Here is a 23,696-nt window from a genome sequence, read left to right as displayed (position 1 = left end):
CCTACACTCAAATCTAAAATAGCTACTAAAGTTGTAGAATAAACTTGACTAATCGTAAGAAGGGGTTGGGACAGAATTAGTTCCAGTTTACGCAAAAAGAGAAATTGCACAATGCAATTTCTCTTTTTTGCGTTTTATAAAGAAAATATTGGAAGAGGTGTTATCCTCTTACCGCATACTTCCTTAAATTTGTGGCCATTAATGCCAAACCTATTTCGTTAGTAACTTTCGATTTTCCACGAACAGAAAATCGACGGAAACACAAATTAGCCTTCAAGAATCCAAAAACTGGTTCCACGTCGATTTTACGTCGACGATAAATGGCAGCCGTTTTTTCTTCTGAAAGCTTCACTCTTACTTCTTCTTTTTGTTTTTCCCATTTCTCATTAATCATGAGTCTACGATTTTTACCTTCTGCAGCTTTTGTACATTTTGTACGGAAAGGACACCCTGTACATTCCTCACATTCATAGATTTTAAATTCTCGTTGGAAACCCGATTTATCTGTACGAACAGAGTTATATTGGAATCGTAATCTCTTTTCATTTGGGCAAATGTAGACATCGTTTTCTTTCTCATACACCCAATTACTTGTCTTAAAAGGATCATTTTTATATTTTCGCTTCTGTTCGTTCAAGTATTGATTAAATGTAATGAGTGGAGTTCGTTTGCGTTTGTTAAGAATATCATGGTAATTCTGTTCACTGCCGTATCCGGCATCCGCTACAATATGTTTTGGTAACTCGAAATAATTTTCTTCAATTTGACTAAGAAATGGAATAAGTGTTTTCGTGTCTGTTGGATTTGGAAATACATCGTACGCGAGTGTATATTGACCTTCTGTAGCGATTTGTACATTATACCCTGGCTTCAATTGGCCGTTTTGCATATAGTCATCTTTCATCCGCATAAATGTTGCTTCATGATCCGTCTTTGAATAACTGTTACGTGTGCCAAACACTTCAAAATCTTTTTGGTATTTCTGCTTTCTTATGATCCAATCATGTACTTGTTTGAGGATTTGCTTCGGTGTTTTTCGTTCGCTACGTAATCTTTTTCGCTCAATGACATCTTCAGAATGTTCTATTTTGCTTGTATAGTCGTCGACTACTTCTTCTAGGTGATGTGCTACTTGAGTTAACTCTTCTATCGATAACTGCTCATCACTTTCACGTTTGATTTCAGGAATAATTTGATGTTCCAATAACTCATCGTAAAGTTTATTTGATTTTTCTACGAGGTTGGTATGATGTTTTTCCACTGATTTTTTCCAAACAAATGTGAACTTATTGGCATTTGCCTCAATCTTTGTGCCATCGATAAAAATCGCTTCTTGATCGATGAGTTTTTCTTCAACTAGCTGACAGCGGAATTGTACAAAACATTGGCGAATGAGTTCCTTCATATTGGGATGTACACGAAAACGGTTAATAGTGCGATAACTTGGTTCATATCCTTGGGCAAGCCACATCATACGGATACTGTCTCTTGTCAGATCCTCTATTTTTCTTCCTGAAAAAGTGGATTGTGTGTAACCGCATAAAATCAGCTTTAGCATCATACGTGGATGATATGATGGACAACCAGTATGGTGAATAAAAGGAGCGAAAGCTTCGTTCGGAATGCTTTCGACCAAATGATGGATAGAAAAGGCAATATCATTTTTATGTAACTTTACTTCTAAATCTAGCGGTAATATAATTTGATTCATGTTATAATCTTTAAACATAGGGACACTTCTTTCGTTTGAAATTTGGTTGTAGGATACTTAAATTTTAACAGAGAATGTCCTTTTTTCATGCCTGAAATTATGCAGAGATTTACTTGATATAGAAGAAAAATTAGTTGTTCGGAGTGAAGGCGGCGACTCCCAGGGGACAAGCACGTGGGAGAGACTACAGGCTCGAGCCGTGCCCCCAGGAAAGCGTCCGCCGTAACGGAGAACAACGACTACATAGTAGACACATAATAATAAAGCCGTTCAAACTTTACTCATCGTAAAATTTGAACGGCTTTTGATTTTGAGGCGGGTTTTGTCCCACCCCCTTTTGGGTTATGTCCCGGCCTCTTTTTCTTTTTGTATGAAATTACATAATTTAACTTCATTAAATTTTCAAATTATATTATTGGAAACTATTATTTTACTGTTATAATATAGTATAGTTAATTCATTCATTTAGGGGAGTGGCGAAGTTTGAGTAAAGTTATACAGAATAGTTTAATTGCTTTTATTATGGCAACATCTGTAACAGCGCTTTTTTATCAGTCTAATATAAATTTCGTGAAGGTGGAAATTTTTCATATACCAATTTTGTTTATTGCTATTTTAGTATTAAGTTTATTTATTGCAGAAGATGTACGGGACTCGTTCAAGAAAGTATTGTGGTTCGAAAAACGTGAAGATAAGCGTCCGATCTGGCAAGTTGGTATCGGTATGATCTTTTATTTCACACAAATTGGATTCGTAGAAGTATTTGCGCGCGGGTTAATGCCATACGATTTAGGCGGCATGCCGATGTATGTGATTATTCCATTTTTAAATGCCTTTTTATTAACGGTTATTTTTGAAGAAATATTCTATGAAGAAAAACGCGAAGTCGTGAAAAGCTATAAATTTAAAAAGTTAAAGTAAAGATTCCAGGCTCCTAGAAATAGGGGTCTTTTTGTTTGCTTAAAAAATCTCGCAAACGCCACATTAAATATTGGCAATTCATGTGAACAATCGCTAAAGTAGAAAGAGAACATATAATCGTACCGAACCTCATTCAGGGAGTGTTTTTTTATTTGCTAAATGAAGTAGGTGCCTCAGGCGGATGTCACGGATTCGTTTTATGAATACCTTAACCCCCAAGGCGAAATTGATCTATATAAATGGAGGAACTTGCATGACAAAACAAAAATTGCTTTTATTAGATGGAAACTCTTTAGCATATCGTGCCTTTTTTGCATTACCGCTGCTGACGAATGACAGTGGGATTCATACAAATGCAACTTATGGGTTTACGACGATGTTGCAAAAAATTATCGGTGAGGAAAATCCGACACAAATGCTTGTTGCGTTCGATGCCGGCAAAACGACTTTCCGTCATGAATCATTCGGTGAATACAAAGGGGGCCGTCAAAAAACGCCACCAGAGCTTTCCGAACAGTTTCCCTATATTCGTAAACTGATCGATGCATATAAGATTAAACGCTATGAGCTGGAAATGTATGAAGCGGATGACATTATCGGAACGCTGGCGAAACAGGCTGCCGGACAAGGGATAGAAGTTATCGTTGTTTCAGGAGATAAAGATTTAACGCAGCTTGCAACAGAGGATGTTACTGTATATATTACCCGAAAAGGGATTACCGATATTGAAAAATATACACCGGCCCATATTGAAGAAAAATATGGACTGACACCAGAGCAGATTATCGATATGAAAGGGCTTATGGGCGATCAATCGGATAATATTCCTGGAGTTCCAGGCGTTGGTGAAAAAACAGCGATTAAATTATTGAAGGAACACGGTACCATTGAAAACCTATATGAAGCGATCGATACATTGAAAGCATCGAAAATGAAAGAAAAGCTGGTAGATAATGAAGAAATGGCGCACTTATCTAAAAAGCTGGCGACAATCCATACCGATGCACCGCTTACAATTACACTTGATGATTTGGCATATTCCGGCCCGGATGAGGAAGCGCTTCTTGATGTATGGCAGGAGCTTGGATTTAAATCTTTAATCGAAAAGAGCGATTTTGAAGCAGTAGAGACAGAACAAGCGGAATTAGTATTCGAGAATGTACAGCATATTACAGCTGCCATGCTCAAAGATACGATGGCTATTCACCTGGAGCTGGAGAATGAACATTACCATAGTTGTAATGCCCTTGGTCTAGCATTGTCGGATGGGGAACGTACTGTTTATACGGCGATTGAAAATGTTGTTGATAATGCAGAGTTAAAAGCATGGCTGCAGGATGAAACAAAGAAAAAATTTGTTGCCGACAGTAAAGCGACACAGGCAATGCTTCATCGTTTAGGGATTGAACTAAAAGGGGTGGAGTTCGATTTATTGTTAGCTTCGTACATTGTAAAGCCGTCGATTTCAGGTGATGATGTTGCTACACTTGCAAAAGAATTCGGTTATCAGGATGTACAATCCAATGAAGCGGTTTACGGAAAAGGGGCAAAATGGATTGTTCCCGGTGCTGATCATGTGGCAGAACATGTAAGCCGTAAAGCTGTAGCGGTTTGGAAGCTGCAGCCAGTATTAGAGCAAACACTGAAAGAAAATGAACAGTTTGAATTATATAAAGAGCTGGAGCTGCCGCTTGCCCATATTTTAGGGAAGATGGAAAGCGAAGGGATAACAGTCAATATCGATACATTGCGTCAAATGGGCGATGAACTGAAGGTAAAGCTCGAAGTAATGGAAGCGACAATATATGAACTGGCAGGAGAGAAATTCAATATTAATTCACCGAAACAGCTTGGTGTCATTTTGTTTGATAAACTTGGCCTACCTGTCATTAAAAAGACGAAAACAGGATATTCAACAGCAGCCGATGTGCTGGAAAAGCTGCAGTCCGAGCATGATATTGTGAAGCATATTCTGGAGTACCGAACACTCGCGAAACTGAAATCAACTTATATTGAAGGGTTGGTTAAAGAGATACATGAGGCGGATTCCAAAGTGCATACCCGTTTCCAACAGGCATTAACTTCAACAGGGCGTTTAAGCTCAACAAATCCGAATTTACAAAACATCCCGATTCGCTTGGAAGAAGGACGAAAAATTCGAAAAGCATTTGTTCCATCGAAGAAAGACTGGATTCTTTTTGCAGCAGACTATTCTCAAATCGAGCTGCGCGTATTGGCTCATATGTGCGGTGATGATGCGCTTGTTGAGGCATTCCAGCAAGGAATGGACATCCATACACGTACGGCAATGGATGTATTTAATCTTGAAAACCCGGCTGATGTGACAAGCTTAATGCGTCGCACTGCAAAAGCTGTAAACTTTGGGATCGTTTATGGGATTAGTGACTATGGCTTATCGCAAAGTCTTGATATTACACGTAAAGAAGCGGGTATTTTTATCGAAAACTACTTGCAAAGCTTCCCGGGTGTAAAAAACTATATGGATACAAGTATTGAAGAGGCCAAGAAAGCCGGCTTCGTTACAACGATTTTAAATCGCCGCCGCTACTTACCTGACATCACAAGCTCAAACTTCAATTTAAGAAGTTTTGCGGAGCGTACCGCGATGAACACACCGATCCAGGGAAGTGCCGCGGATATTATTAAAAAAGCAATGATCGATATGAATGCCCGCCTTGAACAAGTAGGATTACAGACGAAGCTATTATTACAAGTACACGATGAGCTTATTTTTGAAGCACCAAAAGAAGAAGTTGAAATTTTAGAACGTATCGTACCTGAAGTTATGGAAAATGCAATTAAGTTAAGCGTGCCGTTAAAGGTTGAGTTTTCATATGGTCCTACATGGTACGATGCGAAATAAGGAGTACCATTTATGCCGGAATTACCAGAAGTAGAAGGGGTCGTACGTGATTTACGGCCAATCGTAGAAGGAAAGACGATCGAATCTGTTTCATTATCGGACGTCGTTTATACATCGCATGAAGCAGGAAAACAGGCGATTGTAAAAAATGCAAAGCCTTCTCAATTTGAACTGCTAGTACGCGATATGACAATCGATATGTTAGAGCGCAGATCGAAATATATATTCTTCCATCTCAAGAAAAATGATGAACGTTTCATTTTAGTCAATCATTTAGGGATGAGTGGAGCATGGTTTGTTGTAAATGATGTGCTGGAAATTACCGAGGAAAAGTTCCGGAAGCATATTCATGCGATATTCACATTGGCAAGCGGAGAATTGCTTGTCTATGCTGATATCCGGCGTTTTGGCGAACTGCGCTTTATTAAGGAAATTGCTGATCACCCGCCATTGTTAAAAATGGCGCCGGAGCCTTTTGATGAAATCGCCTGTGATTTTTTCCTTATGCAAAGTGAAAAACCGAAATTCGCAAAAAAACCGATTAAAGAAGTCATCATGGATGGACAGGTGATTTCCGGTTGCGGCAATATTTATGCAACCGAAGCATTGTTCAAAATGCTTATACATCCGGGGAGAATGACAAGTGAGTTAAGTCGTGAGCAAAAGACAAAGCTCTTTCACGTAATTTGTGATGTATTGCAGGAAAGTATCGATTCGGGCGGATCGACAATTTCAGATTACCGCAGTATTAATGGCGGTGCAGGAACGATGCAGCATCGACTGAAAATGTATGGGAAAAAGCAATGTGTTGTATGTGAAACAAATACAGAGTCGCTCGTCATCGCGGGCAGAACATCAACATATTGTCCGCAATGTCAAAAATAAAGGGGAATTGCTGTGATTATTGGGTTAACAGGCAGTATTGCCAGCGGAAAGAGCACAGTTGCAAAAATGATTGTGTCATACGGATTGCCGATCGTTGATGCAGATGTAGTAGCGCGACAAGTAGTCGAGCCTGGCACACCGACATTAAAAAAGATTGCAGAAGCATTCGGGCCGGAAGTTATTGCACAGGATGGTTCAATGGACCGTGCAAAAGTGGGAAGCATTATATTTCATGATGAAGAAATGCGAAAAACTTTAAACAGCATTATACATCCGGCTATCCGTGAAGAAATGCTGCGTCAGCGTGATGAATTTATATCGTATGGCGAAAAAAATATTTTCATGGATATCCCGCTGTTATTCGAAAGCAAGCTGGAGCATTTCGTTGAAAAAATTATTGTCGTTTCTGTAAACAAAGAAGTGCAGCTTCAACGCTTAATGAAACGAAACGGCTTTACGGAAGAAGAAGCAAATGCCCGTATTGCGACACAGATTCCGGTCAAAGAAAAAGAACAGTTAGCTGATGCGGTTATTCATAACAATGGCACGCTGGAAGATACAGCAATTCAGCTTCAAAATATTCTGTATGAGTGGAACGTGCTGAAGTAAAATAATACCTCAACCAATTTTATTGAAATATGGTTGAGGTTTTTATTTTGAGGGTAAGTATTATCTGAAAATAACAAATTTAATTTAGTGGATTAAATATGTTCAACTTTTTGGAATATGTGTTATACTAATCAACGAATAAATAAAACGAATGAATCGTACTTTTAGGAGGATTTAAATAATATGACAGTTTCTATTGCAATTAATGGTTTTGGCCGCATTGGTCGTATGGTGTTCCGACAAGCAATGATGCGCGGTGACGTGAATATCGTAGCAGTGAACGCAAGCTATCCATCTGAAACGTTAGCACATTTAATTAAGTATGACACAAATCATGGTGTTTTCCCTGGAACTGTTGAAGCAGTCGAAGGTGCTTTAATTGTAAATGGCAAACGTGTTGAATTAGTTAGTGAACGTGATCCATTAAAATTACCATGGGCTCAAATGGGTGTAGATATCGTAATTGAAGCGACTGGTAAATTTAATGACCGTGAAAAAGCAGCAAAACATATTGAAGCTGGCGCGAAAAAAGTTATTTTAACTGCTCCTGGTAAAAATGAAGATATTACGGTTGTTTTAGGTGTAAATGATGATAAATTGGATTTATCAAAGCATGACGTTATTTCAAATGCATCTTGTACAACAAACTGCTTAGCCCCTGTAGCAAAAGTATTGAACGATGAATTCGGTATTGTAAACGGTTTAATGACAACAGTTCATGCTTATACAAACGATCAAAATAATATCGATAATCCTCATAAAGATTTACGTCGTGCACGTAACTGTGGATCATCGATTATTCCAACTTCAACTGGTGCAGCAAAAGCATTACGTCTTGTATTACCGGAATTGGACGGGAAAATCCATGGGATGGCATTACGTGTACCTACACCAAACGTTTCTTTAGTTGACTTAGTTGTAGATGTAGAAAAAGACGTAACGGTAGAAGAAGTAAACGCAGCATTCAAAGCGGCGGCTGAAGGTAAAATGAACGGTATTTTAAACTTCTCTATGGAACCATTAGTATCTTCTGACTACAATACAACAACATACTCATCTACTGTAGACGGGTTAACTACGATCGTATTAGGCGACCGTAAAGTAAAAGTAATCGCTTGGTATGACAATGAGTGGGGTTACTCTGCCCGCGTAGTAGATTTGACAAAGAAAATTGCAAATGAATTAGCAGCTGTGAATGCATAATTTATTGCTTACTTAAGTATGATGGATCACTTTAAAAAGGTATGAACGCATGCCTTAAAGACACAGAGAAAACCTTTTGCAGAAAGGAAATCATTTTTGCAAAAGGCTTTTTCTATTGTGTGAAGCAACAATGCACTATATAATTGAATGACTTTCCATTGGAAAATTTCAACGCGCGTGAAGCACTATTTCAAGCGCGTTGTTTTTGTTATAATAGAATTAAACTAACTTTTAGGAGAAAATATTATATGAGATGTCCAGCTTGTCAATACAACGGGACACGCGTTGTAGACTCAAGACCTGTTGATGATAATAAAGAAATTCGCAGACGTCGTGAATGTGAATCATGTGCCTTTCGATTTACGACATTTGAAAAAATTGAAGAAACCCCATTAATCGTAGTGAAAAAAGATAGTTCACGCGAGGAGTTCAGCCGTGAAAAAGTATTGCGCGGTTTAATACGCGCATGTGAAAAACGGCCGGTTGCATTAGAACAATTAGAAGAGATTGTTTTATCGATTGAAAAAGAATTGCGCCGATTAGGCAATGCGGAAGTACGCTCGGAAGATGTCGGGGAGATGGTAATGGACCGCCTTGCGAAAATCGATGAAGTAGCCTATGTCCGCTTCGCATCTGTTTACCGCCAATTTAAAGATATTACTGTATTTATCGAGGAACTGAAAGAAATCATGACCCGTCAGTCAAATGACAAATAAGTGTTAGGAGGGATAAATGGTAATGATGAATCAGCTAAATCCATATGACCATTGTGAAATTCATTGCCCTCAAACTATCACTAGTGAGCATCAGCTTGCATTGCAATTATGCTATCAGCCGATTATCGGTGTTGAAGCGACCGCACTATATTTAAAGTTATGGGTTGAAACACAACAACACGAAAAAGCAACTTGTTTTCATAGCAACCTGCTCGATTCCTTAAGTTTTAAACCGAAGCAATTACTGCAAGCAAGAATTGTATTAGAAGCAATTGGTTTATTGAAATCATTTGAAAAGATGATGGATTCATATAAATCGATGAAGTATATTTTATATCCGCCATTGACTGGCCATGACTTCTTTGACGATTCGATACTTTCTGTAGCACTTTTACGGAAAATCGGCCGCGAACAGTATGAATCATTACGAAATAAACTATCAAAACATGACATTGCCTTACATGGATACAAAGATGTAACAAGCAGCTTTAATGATGCATTTGTTGCAATAACAGAAACTGAGCTAATGCAGGTAATGCAGGAAAGTCCAGGTTCGGCAAATGAACGTTCGAAAATGTCTTACCCGTTTGAGTATGACTTATTTGATTTTAAAAGCTTCATGATGGGCATGAGCCAAAACTTAATTCCGAGTAGATTATTTACATTGGATATTAAGATTGCCATTGCCAAATTAGCATTTATGTACAACTTCTCTGTTACGGATATGCAAAGAATCGTGTTACTCGCTTGGGATACAGATGAAGGATTAACGAAAAAAGAGCTTGAAAAACGCTGTGAAGAATACTACCAGCTGAACGTAGGTGTCGCAAAGCCTAAACTGATCAAAAAACAGGACATTTTCCGTTCGGTAGAAGTAAACAGCACCGCTCCTGCAAAAACACAGCAAAATATTAATGATAAAGAAGGCTTAATCGAGTACTTGGAAAAAACCTCACCGATTGAAGTTTTCCAGAAATTTAATGGTTATTTGCCTCCAGAATCCGTTGTAATGGAATTTAATAATTTCATCAGAAAAGGAGTTTCTTACGGCACATTGAATGTTTTGATACATTATATTTCAATGAATGACGAATTAAATTACAATAAAAACTTTATGATGGTTGTCATGAATAACTGGCTGAAAAAAGGTGCAAAAACAGCCGAAAATACTATGGAAATTGCCAAAGCAGAACATAGTTACCGTGATCGTAAATCAAAAAACCTATCGAAAATCACAGTTACGAAAAACGATTTAAATAAAGTGGAAGAAAATAATAACTCGAAAAACGATTCTCCTGATCCAGCGCTCGTTGATTTTAAAAATTCTACACCTTATCAGTATTTGCTGATTTTGACTCATGGTGAAGAACCATTTTCAGGGCATGTAAAAATAGCAGAATCGCTTTACAGTTCTTATGATATCCCGATTGAAGTGGCAAATGTCATCATTCGTCATGTGTGGGATTCGACAAAAGGCAACTTGCCGGAATCGTTTGTAGAAGCGTTGGCATCTGAAATCCGGTACAATCAAATTAAAACAGCAGAGCAAGCATTGGACTATATTGAAAAGCGAAATGAACGCAATCTTATTAAAGTGACAGAAGATTATTTAACGGTAGATGACCAATCGATTCATTATGATAAAACGGTGCCTTACTATTTCCTGAAATCACTGTATAAAGGGAAAAAGCCGGTGAAATTCATTGTCGACTTAGCCGAGGAACTCGTATTGCAGCAAGGCCTTTCGGTAGGTGCTGTCAATGTTCTGATGGAATATGCCTATAATGAGAGCAATGGGAAACTAACGAAAAACTTTGTACAGTCTATTGCCGGTAACTGGATGTTAAATCCTCCGGCAAATGCTTTAGAAGCTCTTCGCATTGTAGAAGAAAGCGATGGAACTCAATTGAAGGCATCCAAAATTACGATGGATACACCGCTTGCATTTAAAGTTACCGTCAAAGATATGTCGAAATGGATTCCGGCTTTCGATGAAACATTGCCATATGATTTCATGAAAAATCTGCTTAACGGGAAAGAACCGGTAGAAATGCTGGTGAAGCAAGTGGATGATCTCGTATTAAAACACGGCATTAAAGTTGGTGTAGTCAATGCCATACTTGAATTTATATTAACGAATAAAACGAGCCGTTTTGGACGTAATCAAATTCAGACGCTTGCACTCAATATGCAGCTGAAAAACATCCTATTGGCGAAAGATGCACTGGCCTACATTGAATCGAACTATAAAGAAAATAAAGTAGACGTGAAAATTACCGAGCACGATTTACCGAAATATTACCCGCAAGATTATGTGTTTACACCGGAATTGGCCCGCTATGAAAAAGCGACGCCGTATGAATTTACAAAAGAGTTAAACGATGGTCATGAGCCGTTTGCGTATGTTGTCGCAACAGCGGAAAAATTAATCCTGCATTACAAGATGATCCCGGCTGTCGTCAACTACATGCTCGAGTATGTAATGGAAAAAACAGAAGGTGCATTGCCTGAAAAATACATTAACAGTGTCGCAAATACTTGGCGAAACAATAAAATTCAGACGATTAATCAAGCGAAGATTTATACTGAAATGCAAGATAAGAAAAACAAACAGCGCGGGGCAAGGAAAGTTGGCGTAGTTCCGGATTGGTTCAAAGAAAAAGATCAGGAACCTGTACAACAAGCTAGTTCCAGTAACGCTCAAAACCAGATTGATTTTGAAGAGCAGCGCAAAAAATTATTAGAGCAATTAAATAGTGATTAAAAAGCAGGTGAGTACGATCGAACCAATAAAAGATTCGCTCAATAAAATAAATATCCCGTCATTTGAGCAGAAATATAATGAATTAAAAAACCGGGTCCTTTCACATCCGAGTGTAAAACAGTTTATGGATGACCATGATATGACGGAAAACTCGGCTGTTATTCAATATGGGATGACAACTCTTTTTGAATTTGTAGAGCAAAAGCACACTTGCTGTGGAGCCGGTTCTACATCGCAGTGTCAAAATTTCTATAAAGGTCATGTTCCGCAATTGATGCTTTCGAATGGTCAGATTAATATTATTTACCGCAAGTGCGAACAAATGCTTAAAGAAGATGACCAGCGTGAACTTGCTTCAATGATGAAGACGATGTATATGCCGAAAGACGTCCTGAAGGCAGACTTTAATGAAATGGATATGAATGATAGTTCACGCATGGCTGCGACACAGTTTATGGTTGAATTCAGGAAACAATACCGTGAAACGAAAGAGCTTCCTGCAAAAGGGCTTTATTTATACGGCACATTCGGTGTTGGAAAAACCTATATTTTAGGCGCCATCGCAAATGCTTTGTCGAAAGAACGTATTCAAACTTTATTAGTATATATGCCGGAATTCATCCGCGAATTAAAGTCGTCGGTCACAGAAGGATCGATTGAACAGAAAATCGATTTTGTAAAAAAAGTGCCGGTACTAATGCTCGATGATGTTGGCTCAGAACCGATTTCTACATGGACAAGAGATGAAATTATCGGGTCAATTCTGCATTACCGTATGGCGGAAAAATTGCCGACATTTATTTCTTCAAACTTCAATTACAAACAGCTGGAAGAACAATGGTCCGTAACTGAACATGGGGCAATTGATGAAATGAAATCAGGCCGTATTTTACAGCGTGTACAAGCATTAACGACACCGCTTGAAATTACAGGAACAAACCGCAGAAAATAAAATATCGAAAGTTTTAATGTTCAATATTGCTTTTCTATAAAATCGGGCGTATACTTTGTACGTAAATAAACAATAAATGCATTGAAAAGGACAATAAGTTTAACGAACTGGCTTTTAGAGAGGGAAGACACGGCTGCAAGCTTCCTAGCACAAGCGTTATACTTTACTACCTTGGAGCAGTGACGGGGCCAATCCGTCATCGTTTCTCAGTACGTTAACTGACCGAGAGCTTCTGATTCGTTTTAACGAAGAAGGAAGAAGGGTGGCACCACGAGCATACAGCATCGTCCCTTTGTTGGGACGGTGCTTTTTATTTTGCCTAAAAGTGCTGAACAAATTTTATAAAAGAGTAGTGAAATGATATTTGCAGGGAAAACTAGTTGATTGGAGTGGAGGTTCGACTCCAGCGGGAAAAGCACGAGTGAGAGACTACAGGCTCGAGCCGTGCCCGCGGAAAGCGTAACCGAAACGGAAATCAACGGCATTTAAAGACGGCATTTTATCACTTTCAAATATTTAAAAGGAGGACAACAACATGTCAGAAATGATCAAATTAACATTCCCGGATGGCGCAGTAAAGGAATTCGCCAAGGGAACATCTACATTGGACGTTGCAGGTTCAATTAGCCCAGGACTTAAAAAATCAACATTAGCAGGTAAAATCAACGGCACATTAATCGATGCAAAAACAGGAATCGAACAAGATGGTGCAATCGAAATCATTACAAATAAATCAGACGAAGCGTTAGAAATTCTTCGTCACTCTACTGCCCACTTAACAGCACAGGCAGTAAAACGTCTTTACCCGGACGCAAAATTAGGTATCGGTCCAGTTATCGATTCAGGCTTCTATTATGACATCGATTCACCAACACCGATTACTGCAGAAGATTTACCGGCAATCGAAAAAGAAATGAAAAAAATCATTTCTGAAAACATCGAAATTGAGCGCAAAAACGTTTCTCGTGATGAAGCACAAAAAATTTACGAGGAAGTTGGCGACGAATATAAATTAGAACTACTTGAAGCAATTCCGGCAGATGACCAAGTATCAATCTACTACCAAGGCGATTTCTTTGACCTTTGCCGTGGTGTACACGTACCATCTACAGGCAAATTAAAAGAATTCAAACTATTATCATTAGCTGGTGCTTACTGGCGCGGTAACTCAGACAACAAAATGCTGCAACGTATTTACGGTACTGCATTCTTTACAAAAGACGAGCTGAAACACCACCTTCAAATGCTTGAAGAAGCAAAAGAACGTGACCACCGTAAAATCGGTAAAGAACTGGATTTATTCATGACTAGCCAAACAGTTGGTCAAGGTTTACCGCTTTGGTTACCAAACGGTGCGACAATCCGCCGTACAATTGAACGCTACATCGTAGACAAAGAATTATCTTTAGGATACAAACACGTATATACACCAGTGCTTGGCTCGAAAAAATTATACGAAACATCAGGACACTGGGAACACTATCAAGAAGGCATGTTCCCTCCAATGGAAATGGATAATGAAACACTTGTTTTACGTCCAATGAACTGTCCACACCATATGATGGTGTTCAAAAACGGTCTGCACTCTTACCGTCACTTACCAATCCGTATCGCGGAACTTGGTACAATGCACCGTTATGAAATGAGTGGTGCGGTATCTGGTCTGCAGCGTGTACGCGGGATGACTTTAAATGACGCACACATTTTCGTACGTCCGGACCAAATTAAAGCAGAATTCAAAAAAGTGGTGGAACTGATTTTAGAAGTATATAAAGACTTTGATTTAAAAGACTTCTCATTCCGTCTTTCTTACCGCGACCCGAACAACACAGAGAAATACTTTGATGACGATCAAATGTGGGAAACTGCACAGGCGATGTTAAAAGAAGCAATGGATGAGCTTGGATATGACTACTTCATCGCTGAAGATGAAGCAGCATTCTATGGTCCGAAACTGGACGTTCAAGTAAAAACAGCAATTGGTAAAGAAGAAACTTTATCGACTGCACAACTTGACTTCTTATTGCCGCAACGCTTTGACCTTTCATACATCGGTGAAGATGGTCAGCCGCAACGTCCGGTTGTTATCCACCGAGGTGTTGTATCGACAATGGAACGTTTCGTAGCATTCTTAATCGAAGAATACAAAGGGGCATTCCCAACATGGTTGGCACCGGTGCAAGCAACAATTATTCCTGTATCAAATGCAGTGCACTATGATTACGCACGCGAAGTACAAGAAAAATTAGCAGCAGCTGGTATCCGTGTGGAAATGGATGACCGTGAAGAAAAATTAGGTTATAAAATCCGTGAAGCACAAATGCAAAAAATTCCGTACATGCTTGTACTTGGAGATAAAGAAGTTGCAGAAAATGCGGTAAATATCCGCCGTTACGGTTCAAAGGATTCAGAAACAATCAGCTTTGATCAGTTCCTTGCAGATATTACAGCAGAAGTGAAGAAATAATAAGAAGAGGGCGTCCCGTATTTTATGGGACGCCTTTTTAGTTTTCAAAATTCAAGCTACAAATTTTATATTTTTAAAGCACTTATTAGATAAATGCATATAGTAGGAAATATAAAAGGAGTGAATAAATGTTTTATCATATAAAGGAACTGCAATACGAAGCCAAGCCGTGTAAACCCGATCCGGTTATGGCCCGGAAAATGCAGGAGATTCTCGGTGGTCAATTCGGAGAAATGTCGGTTGCACTTCAATATTTGTTTCAGGGCTGGAATACAAGAGGCAACGAAAAATACCGTGACTTACTGATGGATACGGGTACGGAAGAGCTTGCTCATATAGAAATGATCTCAACCATGATTGCGAGATTGCTTGATGGAGTAGAACCGATACTGTTAGATGAGGCTGCAAAGGACCCGCTGATTGCAGCAATTTTAGGAGGCAGTAACCCCCAACATATAATTGTCAGTGGTCTAGGGGCTGCACCGAAAGATTCCAATGGCGTACCATGGAATGCCGGCTACATTGCAGCAAGCGGCAACTTATTGGCGGATTTTCGTGCGAATCTGAATGCCGAATCACAAGGGCGTCTTCAGGTAGCGCGTCTGTATTATGAGACGGAAGATCCAGGGGTACGGGATATGTTTTCATGGCTGCTTGCTAGAGACACAATGCATCAAAATCAGTGGATAGCAGCGATTAAAGAATTAGAAGCTCAGGAAAATATTATTGTGCCAAGTACTTTCCCTAAAGAGCTTGAAAAACGGGAAGTAGCCTATACATTATTTAACTTCTCCCGTGGAAATGAAAGCGCGCACGGGCGTTGGGCACACGGACCGAGCATGGACGGGGAGGGTGTCTTTAATTATGTGGAACACCCGCAACCTTTTGCCCCGGCTCCTGTTTTACGCCCGGCACCGCCCGTTATATTCGACACACCACCTAATATGATGTAAAAACAAAAAAACTGTCCTCGACTTGTGTAATTCAAAACAAGCCGAGAACAGTTTATATCGTAGATTATAATTTTTTATCGATATCGATATCATGGTGTAAAGTTGTTGGTGGTACTGCTGGGTTCGGAACTTGTCCCATTGGTGCCGGGTTATCCAGGAATACAAATTCCCCTGTTCCGTCTGGTGCTGTACCTTGTGCCCACGGACCATTTTTAGATGCTGTACCTTCCGATAAGCTCCATAATTCATATGCATGCGGCTGAGCTTCCAACTCGTCTTCCGGTGCGAATGAAGCAGGAACGACGAAGCCTTTCTTTTCTTCAAGCTCTTTAATCGCTGCCATCCATTGATATTGGTGATAACGGTCACGTGCCAGCATTTTTCTGAATACAGTACGTACACCTTCATCTTTTGTCATATGGTATAAACGCGCAACTTGTAAACGGCCTTGTGATTCTGCATTTAAGTTTGCGCGGAAGTCTGCCAGCAGGTTACCGCTCGCTGCAATATATCCGGCATTCCAAGGTACACCGTTAGAGTCTTTTGGTGTAGCTCCTAAACCGCTGACAATTAAATGTTGCGGGTTAATGCCGCCCATAATTGAATTCATCATCGGATCTTGCGCAATTTTTTGCTGGTCATCAGGTGATGCACCATCAAGTAATTGACTAATCAAAGAACATAGCATTTCGACGTGACCGATTTCTTCAGTACCGATATCCATTAATAAATCTTTATATTTTTCTTCGCCGCGACAGTTCCAGCCTTGGAACAGATATTGCATCATGACACTCATTTCACCGAACTGACCGCCAAGAACTTCCTGAATTTGTTTCGCTAATAATGGATCTGGTCTTTCAACTTTTACCTCAAATTGTAATTCTTTTTGATGTCTGAACATATTAAAAATTCCTCCTATCGATAAAATGTGGGTCCCTAATTAGATACCACGAAATTTTTAAGTGAAACCTGCAGATGAAAATTAATTTCAATTCAATTTGCAGAAATTAAATAAAATGCTTGACGCTATTTCAATCACGTGATAAGATTATTTAAGTTATGAATACAAAAGTTTGAAAGTAGAGGCTGCCCGCTTCTCACCTGACAAGTGCTTTGATATAAGTTACGAGCAGGTATCAGAAACGTTGAATTGTTTTACGCATGAATGCGTATGCACATATAGCGGGCGGACATCTCAAATGTCCGTCCTTTTTGTTTGTAAAAATGAAAAGAACATATGGACATCACGCAGAGGTGTACCGTTCGACAGGGTTATACTTTACACCAAATCATGTATTCGCGACAAACCCTTGGAGGTGGATTAATATTAGCAAAGACATGTATGTAAACGAAGGCATCCGCGCGCGAGAACTTCGTCTAATTGATCACAATGGTGATCAGCTTGGTTTAAAAACGCGTAATGAAGCGTTGGAAATTGCCGCTCGTGCTAACTTGGATCTTGTCCTTGTGGCCCCTCAAGCCAAGCCACCAGTCGCTCGTGTCATGGACTATGGTAAATTTAAGTTCGATCAGCAAAAGAAAGACCGTGAAATTCGTAAAAATTCTAAAGTAATCGTAATGAAAGAGGTTCGCTTGAGCCCAACAATCGATGAACATGATTTTCAAACGAAATTACGTAATGCGATTAAGTTCCTTGAAAAAGGTGACAAAGTTAAAGCGTCAATTCGCTTTAAAGGTCGTGCAATTACACACAAAGAAATCGGTCAGCGTGTGCTAGATCGATTTGCTGAAGCTTGTGCTGAAGTATCTACGGTTGAACAAAAACCGAAGATGGAAGGCCGAAGCATGTTCTTAGTTCTTCAACCGAAGGCAGAGAAATAATACGTATGTAGTAACAAGTTTAGGAGGAAATCGACATGCCAAAAATGAAAACTCACCGTGGAGCTGCGAAACGTTTCAAAAAAACAGGTACTGGTAAATTAAAATTTGACCGTGCTTATGGCTCTCACTTATTCGCTAACAAATCAACTAAAGCAAAACGTCACTTACGTAAAGCGAAAGTTGCAACTTCAGGCGATTTCAAGCGTATCCGTACATTATTAACTTACATGAAATAATCTTGACCGTTTAAAAGATTATTATTAACAAAAATAAAATTAAGCATTCGAAAGAATTAGCAGGAGGTAATTACTATGCCACGCGTAAAAGGCGGAACAGTAACACGCGCTCGTCGCAAAAAAGTTTTAAAATTAGCTAAAGGTTACTACGGTTCAAAACATACTTTATACAAAGTAGCTAACCAAGCAGTAATGAAATCAGGTCAATATGCATACCGTGACCGTCGTCAAAAGAAACGTGATTTCCGTAAATTATGGATCACTCGTATTAATGCAGCTGCTCGCATGAACGGTTTATCTTACTCTCGTTTAATGCACGGCTTAAAAGTAGCAGGTATCGAAGTTAACCGTAAAATGTTAGCTGACTTAGCTGTAACTGATGCAACAGCATTCGCTCAATTAGCTGATGAAGCTAAAAAAGCAGTCGCTAAATAATTTTAGTATATAATAAAGACTGATAGGGATTTGCTCCTTATCGGTCTTTTTTTGACTAGGGGGATCCAGATGGAATTAGCAGCACTTTCATATGTCGCAGTTGTTTCACTCGTACTCTGTGTATATATGTACATAGATAAGGAACGCGCCAAAAAGAAGGAATGGCGTATTTCCGAACGGACATTATTAACATTAGGCGTTTTAGGCGGCGCACTTGGCGGTGTATTAGGGATGTACTTATTCCGCCATAAAACAAAGCATAATAAATTTGCATTTGGCTTTCCTTTACTTGGCGCGATTCATGTATTCTTGCTCGTTCAGCTATTTTAATATCATCCGGAAGCATAGACTGAAATTGTCTATGCTTTTTTATATGGAGTGACAGATTATCATTTGTTAGATTAATAGTTGTAATTTATAATAAATTCAGTAAATTCAAAAGCAGGGAGTAATGAAATGAGCAAATACGAAGAGCAGTTGTCTTATTTACAAAAACCAAATGAAGAAGAAATTCCGGAAGATGTACAGCAACTTTTTGACCAGCATGTTGAAAAGCAGATGGAGCAGAATGGTTTTATAAATAATTTATTTAAAATTCTTCCATTGAATGCGTTGCAGTATAAAGGATTTTTGGAATTTAAGTATTCCTTGTTCAATGAGGAGACGACGTATTTATCATTAGCAGACAAGGAAATGATCGGATTAGTTGTCTCTTCGACGAATAATTGTAATTATTGCCTCACTTCACATAGCGATGTCCTTCGCGGGATAACAAAAAATCCGGGATGGGTTGACCAGTTAACCTACAATTACCGCTCTGCAAAACTTACGGAAAAGCAGCGTGCGTTATGTGATTATGCCTACCGGGTCACGAGATATCCAAATGAAATAACAACAAAAGAGGTTGATTTACTGCGCAAGGCTGGCTTTAATGATCACGAAATATTGGAAGCCGCATATGTTGCCGGGTTCTTCAATTATACAAACCGCTGGGTAAGTACGATTGGGGCTGTCTCAAATCCCGGGCATTACGGACATAATCGATAAAAAGGATGCTGCAGTAAAATGCGGCATCCTTTTTTACATCATAATAAATAGGAGTATCATTACAACACCAATCGGAGTAAAGAAGCGGTATTTGATACGATTCTTCGCCTGAAACCACTCATTTTCCTGAACGGACATTAGCTGGAAAAAAGGCGCTTGTTTAATTTCATTGAAGATTGAGCTAAGGGCAACGTTTAATCCGATAAAAGAAAATATAAGGATAATTGCTTTTGCCCATAGAGGTAGCACAATAAGAAGAATGATACTAATGACAACGAGCTGAACTGGTGATTTCAAGTAATTCAGTTTTCTCAATAATGTTTTGTAGATTAGATTATCGATGCGATGTGTACTTAATACTTTCTTTTTCGCAAGTAAAATTAGCGGCTGCTTCGTCTTAGCTGGCATATAGTAACGCATTTCCAGACTAAATTGATAAATGCGCTTCATCCAACTGTAAAAGGCCTCATATTCCCAGCGTGTTTCAATTGTCCAGTAACGATTGCTAAGTACAATATTTAATAAACGAAGATGAACAACAACAAGTAGTACCGAAAATCCCCATAATGGCAAAATGAGGCTTAAAACAATGAGTGTATGAACTATAAGTAGTAACGGCCATTTTGTAAACCACTTTTGATATCGATACTGTGTACATATATGGAGTACGCTTATTATATTTAAAGCAAAAAGAACTTCCCAAAATGGAAATAGGATAAAGGGCGAAGCGAGCAATAACAGAATAACAAGTACAAAGTTATATAGTAAGAATGAATAACTGTAACCCCATAGTTTAATATGGTGAATTTTTCTTTCTTGTTGCTTATAAAATAACAGATCTGCATCATATATAAAGAGGCGTAAAGACGGTTTAACTAAAAAGAAGCTTAATCCAAAGAACAAAAGGGATAAAGGAATCGGCTGAAGCTCAAATACTTGAAAATTACCAGCAATATCTCGATATAGGAAAAAGCCGATAATGAGACTGGGTACTACAAGATATAGCAGAACTGTCCAATCTGTAATTGATTTAATTAGTTTAAAATTAAATTGATAGGAGCGATAAAGACGTTTTACAAACATCGTTATAACCTGCCTTGCAATTCATAAAAGATATCCAGTAAAGAAAGAGGTTGCCCAATTATTTGTTGTAGTTCAATCAAGGTACCCTTAGCTTGGATATTTCCTTCATGAAGGAGAATGTAATAGTCACAAAGCATTTCAGCCATTTCTAATTGGTGTGTACAAAGTAAAAAGGATGCACCTTGCTGTTTGCGTTCATCAATTAAAACCAGCAGTTCTCGCATAGCCCGTGGATCTAGTCCCATAAATGGCTCATCCAGTATGTAGAGAGGTCGTTCGATTAAAAAAGCCAACACAAGCATCACTTTTTGTTGCATTCCTTTTGAAAAGTAAATCGGCAAATCATCCAGTCGCCGCTCAATTTGAAAAAGTGTAAGTAACTGGCTTGCTTTATCCCAAAGTGTTTTATCATTATATTCATCAATTAAAAATTGAAGATGCTCGCGCAGTGTAAAATGTTCATATAATAATGGGCGTTCCGGAACATAACCGTAGGAAGGGATGGTGATTGTCCCTTCAAAATAGGGAATAACACCAAGCATTGATTGAATTGTAGTACTTTTTCCTGCGCCGTTACCTCCTATTAAACCCATAATAGTTCCGGGTTGCATTGAAAATTCAATTTGTTCGATGCTTGATTTATTTGGTATGTATCCTGCTTTCTTTATATATACTTCCATAATTTTTCACCTCATCCATTTATACGGATATAGCAGAAAAAGGTTTCAAAAAAGCGAACTGCACCATCGTACAGTTCGCTATCTCCAGTTATTCTTTCATCAATTGCTCGATCGGGTTTTTCCAATTGATCGAGGCGTTTGGATAATTCATGAGAATCTCATTTTCCAAATACAAAAAATCTTCTTTCGTAAACCCTTGAAGTTTCATCGCATCATGGACAAAGACAAAAATACTGACGACTTCAAATGCATTTTCAGTCGTACCTAAATACTTTTCTCCTTCAAATAATGCCCCCTTATACGAAATGAAAAAGTTTTTCCGAATGTTTTTCACATCATCATAAAAATAATATTGTCCATTTTCATAGGCCTCATCCAATTTACGCTTTGGGTCAATTAAGTAGCGTACCCCTCGATAAAATATGTAAATGATGAGAAGGATGATGGCGAATCGTAACAATATAGCCATGAAACTTCCTCCTTGCTTACGGTGATTCCCTCCTATACGATTGAGTAGTATAAAAAGTTTCATTTTATTTTGAAAAAGAGGGATGTTTTAATGCAATTTCGCCAATTATTTGAAAAACAGCGTAAACTTGATCAATTCATTGAAGAAAACCAACATGTACAAAAGGATGTGTTTGCTGAAAAAGGGCTTGCATTATTAGTCGAGCTAAGTGAACTTGCTAACGAAACACGCTGTTTCAAGTTTTGGTCAACGAAGGGGCCCTCGGAAAAAGCTGTTGTTTTAGAAGAATTTGTAGATTCGATTCACTTTATGCTTTCACTTGGAAATATGCGCGGATTTCAATTAAAGGAATGGCCCTATTTAAAAGAGAAGCAAGAGTTAACAGAAACCTTTCTTACTACGACACAGACGATTCTGACATTTCTGCAGCACCAAACAGAAGAAAATTACAGGGCGATTTGGGAACAGTACAGCTTGATTGCCTACAATTTGGATTTTACAATCGAGGATGTTATGCAGGCATATGAATTAAAGAATGTAAAAAATTATGAGCGGCAACGAAGTGACTATTAATTTACATAATATTAAGAAACTATTTCACATTTCGAAATATTGTCGCTATAATAAAGATGAGTAATTATTAGGGGGAAACCACATGACAAAGCTCGATGCTACATTACAAATGTTCAAAGATTTAACAGATGCAAACGGCATTCCAGGAAATGAACGTGCACCACGTGAAGTGATGAAAAAATATATCGCACCTTATGCAGATGAAGTAGAAACAGATAACTTAGGCAGTTTAATCGCAAAAAAAGTAGGCGATGAAAACGGTCCGAAAATTATGGTTGCGGGCCACTTGGATGAAGTTGGTTTCATGGTAACACGCATCGATGATAAAGGTTTCGTGTTCTTCCAAACAGTTGGCGGCTGGTGGAGCCAAGTAATGCTTGCCCAACGTGTGACAATTACAACGCGTAAAGGGGAAGAAATTATTGGTGTGATTGGATCAAAACCGCCACATATTTTACCGGCTGATGTTCGCAACAAAGTAGTCGACATTAAATCAATGTTCGTTGATATCGGTGCCACTTCAAAAGAAGAAGCAATGGAGTGGGGCGTACGTCCAGGAGATATGATTACACCATATTTCGAATTCAACGTAATGAAAAACGAAAAACATCTATTGGCGAAAGCATGGGACAACCGAATTGGCTGTGCAATTGCAATTGACGTACTGAAAGCATTAAAAGACGAAAAGCATCCAAACATTGTTTATGGTGTCGGGAATGTGCAAGAAGAGATTGGCCTTCGCGGTGCAAAAACGTCCACATTTAAAGTACAGCCGGATATCGGTTTTTCTGTAGATGTTGGTGTTGCTGGTGATACACCTGGCGTGACACCGAAAGAGTCAACATCAAAAATGGGCGCAGGTCCACAAATTGTCGTATATGATGCATCAATGGTATCACATACAGGCTTACGTGAATTTGTCCTTGATGTAGCTGAAGAAGCAGGCATTCCATACCAGTTCGAAGCAATGGCTGGCGGCGGTACGGATGCAGGAAGTATCCATATTACAGCAAATGGAGTACCATCATTGGCAATCGGTGTTGCAACGCGTTATATCCACTCACACGCAGGAATCCTGCACCGTGATGATTACGACAATGCAGTAAAATTAATCGTAGAAGTAATTAAACGATTAGACCGTGATGCGGTAAATAAAATTACATTTGAATAAAAATGAATTTACTATCTGGAACTATATAACGAATATGTAGAGACCAGGTGAAATAAAAAATCAATTTTCCGAAAGGGAAATTGATTTTTTTTGCT

At 38.8% G+C, this 23,696-nt stretch carries 22 protein-coding genes; 17 read left to right on the top strand and 5 right to left on the bottom strand.

Going from position 1 to position 23,696, the window contains the following annotated elements; translation table 11 throughout:
- Positions 1 to 160: 160 nt before the first annotated feature.
- On the bottom strand, positions 161 to 1,729 hold the full coding sequence (locus MKX73_RS01170; protein ID WP_340715958.1) for an IS1182 family transposase: 1,569 nt from the start codon (positions 1,727 to 1,729) through the stop codon (positions 161 to 163).
- A gap of 465 nt (positions 1,730 to 2,194) precedes the next feature.
- On the opposite strand from MKX73_RS01170, the gene MKX73_RS01165 reads away from it, so the two are divergent.
- From MKX73_RS01165 to MKX73_RS01120, 10 genes are all read left to right on the top strand, one after another.
- On the top strand, positions 2,195 to 2,632 hold the full coding sequence (locus MKX73_RS01165; RefSeq protein ID WP_340715957.1) for a DNA polymerase I: 438 nt from the start codon (positions 2,195 to 2,197) through the stop codon (positions 2,630 to 2,632).
- Between the two features lie 253 nt (positions 2,633 to 2,885).
- Positions 2,886 to 5,516 (top strand): DNA polymerase I, encoded by a 2,631-nt coding sequence (gene polA, locus MKX73_RS01160; protein WP_340715956.1) that lies wholly within the window; start codon positions 2,886 to 2,888, stop codon positions 5,514 to 5,516.
- Positions 5,517 to 5,528: 12 nt separating this feature from the next.
- On the top strand, positions 5,529 to 6,401 hold the full coding sequence (gene mutM, locus MKX73_RS01155; protein ID WP_340715955.1) for a bifunctional DNA-formamidopyrimidine glycosylase/DNA-(apurinic or apyrimidinic site) lyase: 873 nt from the start codon (positions 5,529 to 5,531) through the stop codon (positions 6,399 to 6,401).
- A gap of 12 nt (positions 6,402 to 6,413) precedes the next feature.
- A complete protein-coding gene (gene coaE / locus MKX73_RS01150) occupies positions 6,414 to 7,010 on the top strand; it encodes a dephospho-CoA kinase (RefSeq protein ID WP_340715954.1) in 597 nt (198 codons plus the stop codon).
- 183 nt (positions 7,011 to 7,193) lie between these two features.
- Entirely contained in the window at positions 7,194 to 8,213 is a 1,020-nt protein-coding gene (locus tag MKX73_RS01145; protein ID WP_340715953.1) for a glyceraldehyde-3-phosphate dehydrogenase, read from the top strand.
- A gap of 248 nt (positions 8,214 to 8,461) precedes the next feature.
- Positions 8,462 to 8,929 carry a transcriptional regulator NrdR gene (gene nrdR, locus MKX73_RS01140; protein ID WP_340715952.1) on the top strand — a complete coding sequence of 156 codons (468 nt, stop codon included), beginning with the start codon at positions 8,462 to 8,464 and terminating at the stop codon, positions 8,927 to 8,929.
- Between the two features lie 22 nt (positions 8,930 to 8,951).
- Complete coding sequence (locus MKX73_RS01135; RefSeq protein ID WP_340715951.1) at positions 8,952 to 11,693, top strand: DnaD domain protein; 2,742 nt, start codon at positions 8,952 to 8,954, stop codon at positions 11,691 to 11,693.
- Complete coding sequence (dnaI, locus tag MKX73_RS01130; RefSeq protein ID WP_340715950.1) at positions 11,686 to 12,645, top strand: primosomal protein DnaI; 960 nt, start codon at positions 11,686 to 11,688, stop codon at positions 12,643 to 12,645. Before MKX73_RS01135 ends, dnaI begins: the two co-directional genes overlap by 8 nt.
- A 535-nt stretch (positions 12,646 to 13,180) precedes the next feature.
- On the top strand, positions 13,181 to 15,112 hold the full coding sequence (gene thrS / locus MKX73_RS01125) for a threonine--tRNA ligase (protein WP_340715949.1): 1,932 nt from the start codon (positions 13,181 to 13,183) through the stop codon (positions 15,110 to 15,112).
- Between the two features lie 128 nt (positions 15,113 to 15,240).
- Complete coding sequence (locus MKX73_RS01120; RefSeq protein WP_340715948.1) at positions 15,241 to 16,065, top strand: manganese catalase family protein; 825 nt, start codon at positions 15,241 to 15,243, stop codon at positions 16,063 to 16,065.
- A 64-nt stretch (positions 16,066 to 16,129) separates the two neighbouring features.
- Here MKX73_RS01120 and MKX73_RS01115 read toward each other — a convergent pair whose 3' ends face one another.
- Entirely contained in the window at positions 16,130 to 16,966 is an 837-nt protein-coding gene (locus MKX73_RS01115) for a manganese catalase family protein (protein WP_340715947.1), read from the bottom strand.
- 437 nt (positions 16,967 to 17,403) lie between these two features.
- Between MKX73_RS01115 and infC the strand changes: the two genes are divergently transcribed.
- The 5 genes from infC to MKX73_RS01090 all read left to right on the top strand — a co-directional run bounded on the left by infC (position 17,404) and on the right by MKX73_RS01090 (position 19,625).
- On the top strand, positions 17,404 to 17,907 hold the full coding sequence (infC, locus tag MKX73_RS01110) for a translation initiation factor IF-3 (protein ID WP_340718824.1): 504 nt from the start codon (positions 17,404 to 17,406) through the stop codon (positions 17,905 to 17,907).
- Positions 17,908 to 17,942: 35 nt separating this feature from the next.
- A complete protein-coding gene (rpmI, locus tag MKX73_RS01105) occupies positions 17,943 to 18,143 on the top strand; it encodes a 50S ribosomal protein L35 (RefSeq protein WP_008407727.1) in 201 nt (66 codons plus the stop codon).
- 75 nt (positions 18,144 to 18,218) lie between these two features.
- Positions 18,219 to 18,578 (top strand): 50S ribosomal protein L20, encoded by a 360-nt coding sequence (rplT, locus tag MKX73_RS01100; RefSeq protein ID WP_340715946.1) that lies wholly within the window; start codon positions 18,219 to 18,221, stop codon positions 18,576 to 18,578.
- Between the two features lie 69 nt (positions 18,579 to 18,647).
- Positions 18,648 to 18,908: a DUF1294 domain-containing protein gene (locus MKX73_RS01095; RefSeq protein ID WP_251686520.1), complete on the top strand. Its 261-nt coding sequence runs from the start codon at positions 18,648 to 18,650 to the stop codon at positions 18,906 to 18,908.
- Positions 18,909 to 19,034: 126 nt separating this feature from the next.
- On the top strand, positions 19,035 to 19,625 hold the full coding sequence (locus MKX73_RS01090) for a peroxidase-related enzyme (protein ID WP_340715945.1): 591 nt from the start codon (positions 19,035 to 19,037) through the stop codon (positions 19,623 to 19,625).
- Positions 19,626 to 19,658: 33 nt separating this feature from the next.
- On the opposite strand, the gene MKX73_RS01085 is transcribed toward MKX73_RS01090, so the two are convergent.
- The 3 genes from MKX73_RS01085 to MKX73_RS01075 form a co-directional block, all read right to left on the bottom strand.
- On the bottom strand, positions 19,659 to 20,708 hold the full coding sequence (locus MKX73_RS01085) for an ABC transporter permease (protein WP_340715944.1): 1,050 nt from the start codon (positions 20,706 to 20,708) through the stop codon (positions 19,659 to 19,661).
- A gap of 2 nt (positions 20,709 to 20,710) precedes the next feature.
- Positions 20,711 to 21,388 carry an ABC transporter ATP-binding protein gene (locus tag MKX73_RS01080; RefSeq protein ID WP_340715943.1) on the bottom strand — a complete coding sequence of 226 codons (678 nt, stop codon included), beginning with the start codon at positions 21,386 to 21,388 and terminating at the stop codon, positions 20,711 to 20,713.
- A gap of 88 nt (positions 21,389 to 21,476) precedes the next feature.
- On the bottom strand, positions 21,477 to 21,857 hold the full coding sequence (locus MKX73_RS01075) for a sigma-w pathway protein ysdB (RefSeq protein WP_340715942.1): 381 nt from the start codon (positions 21,855 to 21,857) through the stop codon (positions 21,477 to 21,479).
- Between the two features lie 90 nt (positions 21,858 to 21,947).
- On the opposite strand from MKX73_RS01075, the gene MKX73_RS01070 reads away from it, so the two are divergent.
- Both MKX73_RS01070 and MKX73_RS01065 read left to right on the top strand, forming a co-directional pair.
- On the top strand, positions 21,948 to 22,430 hold the full coding sequence (locus MKX73_RS01070; protein ID WP_340715941.1) for a dUTP diphosphatase: 483 nt from the start codon (positions 21,948 to 21,950) through the stop codon (positions 22,428 to 22,430).
- A gap of 82 nt (positions 22,431 to 22,512) precedes the next feature.
- A complete protein-coding gene (locus tag MKX73_RS01065; RefSeq protein ID WP_340715940.1) occupies positions 22,513 to 23,601 on the top strand; it encodes a M42 family metallopeptidase in 1,089 nt (362 codons plus the stop codon).
- Positions 23,602 to 23,696: the final 95 nt, after the last annotated feature.

This window comes from Solibacillus sp. FSL W7-1436 (assembly GCF_038007305.1).
Taxonomy (GTDB): domain Bacteria; phylum Bacillota; class Bacilli; order Bacillales_A; family Planococcaceae; genus Solibacillus.
The sequence above is the reverse complement of the archived record's forward strand: the minus strand, read 5'-3'. Positions and strand labels throughout refer to the sequence as shown.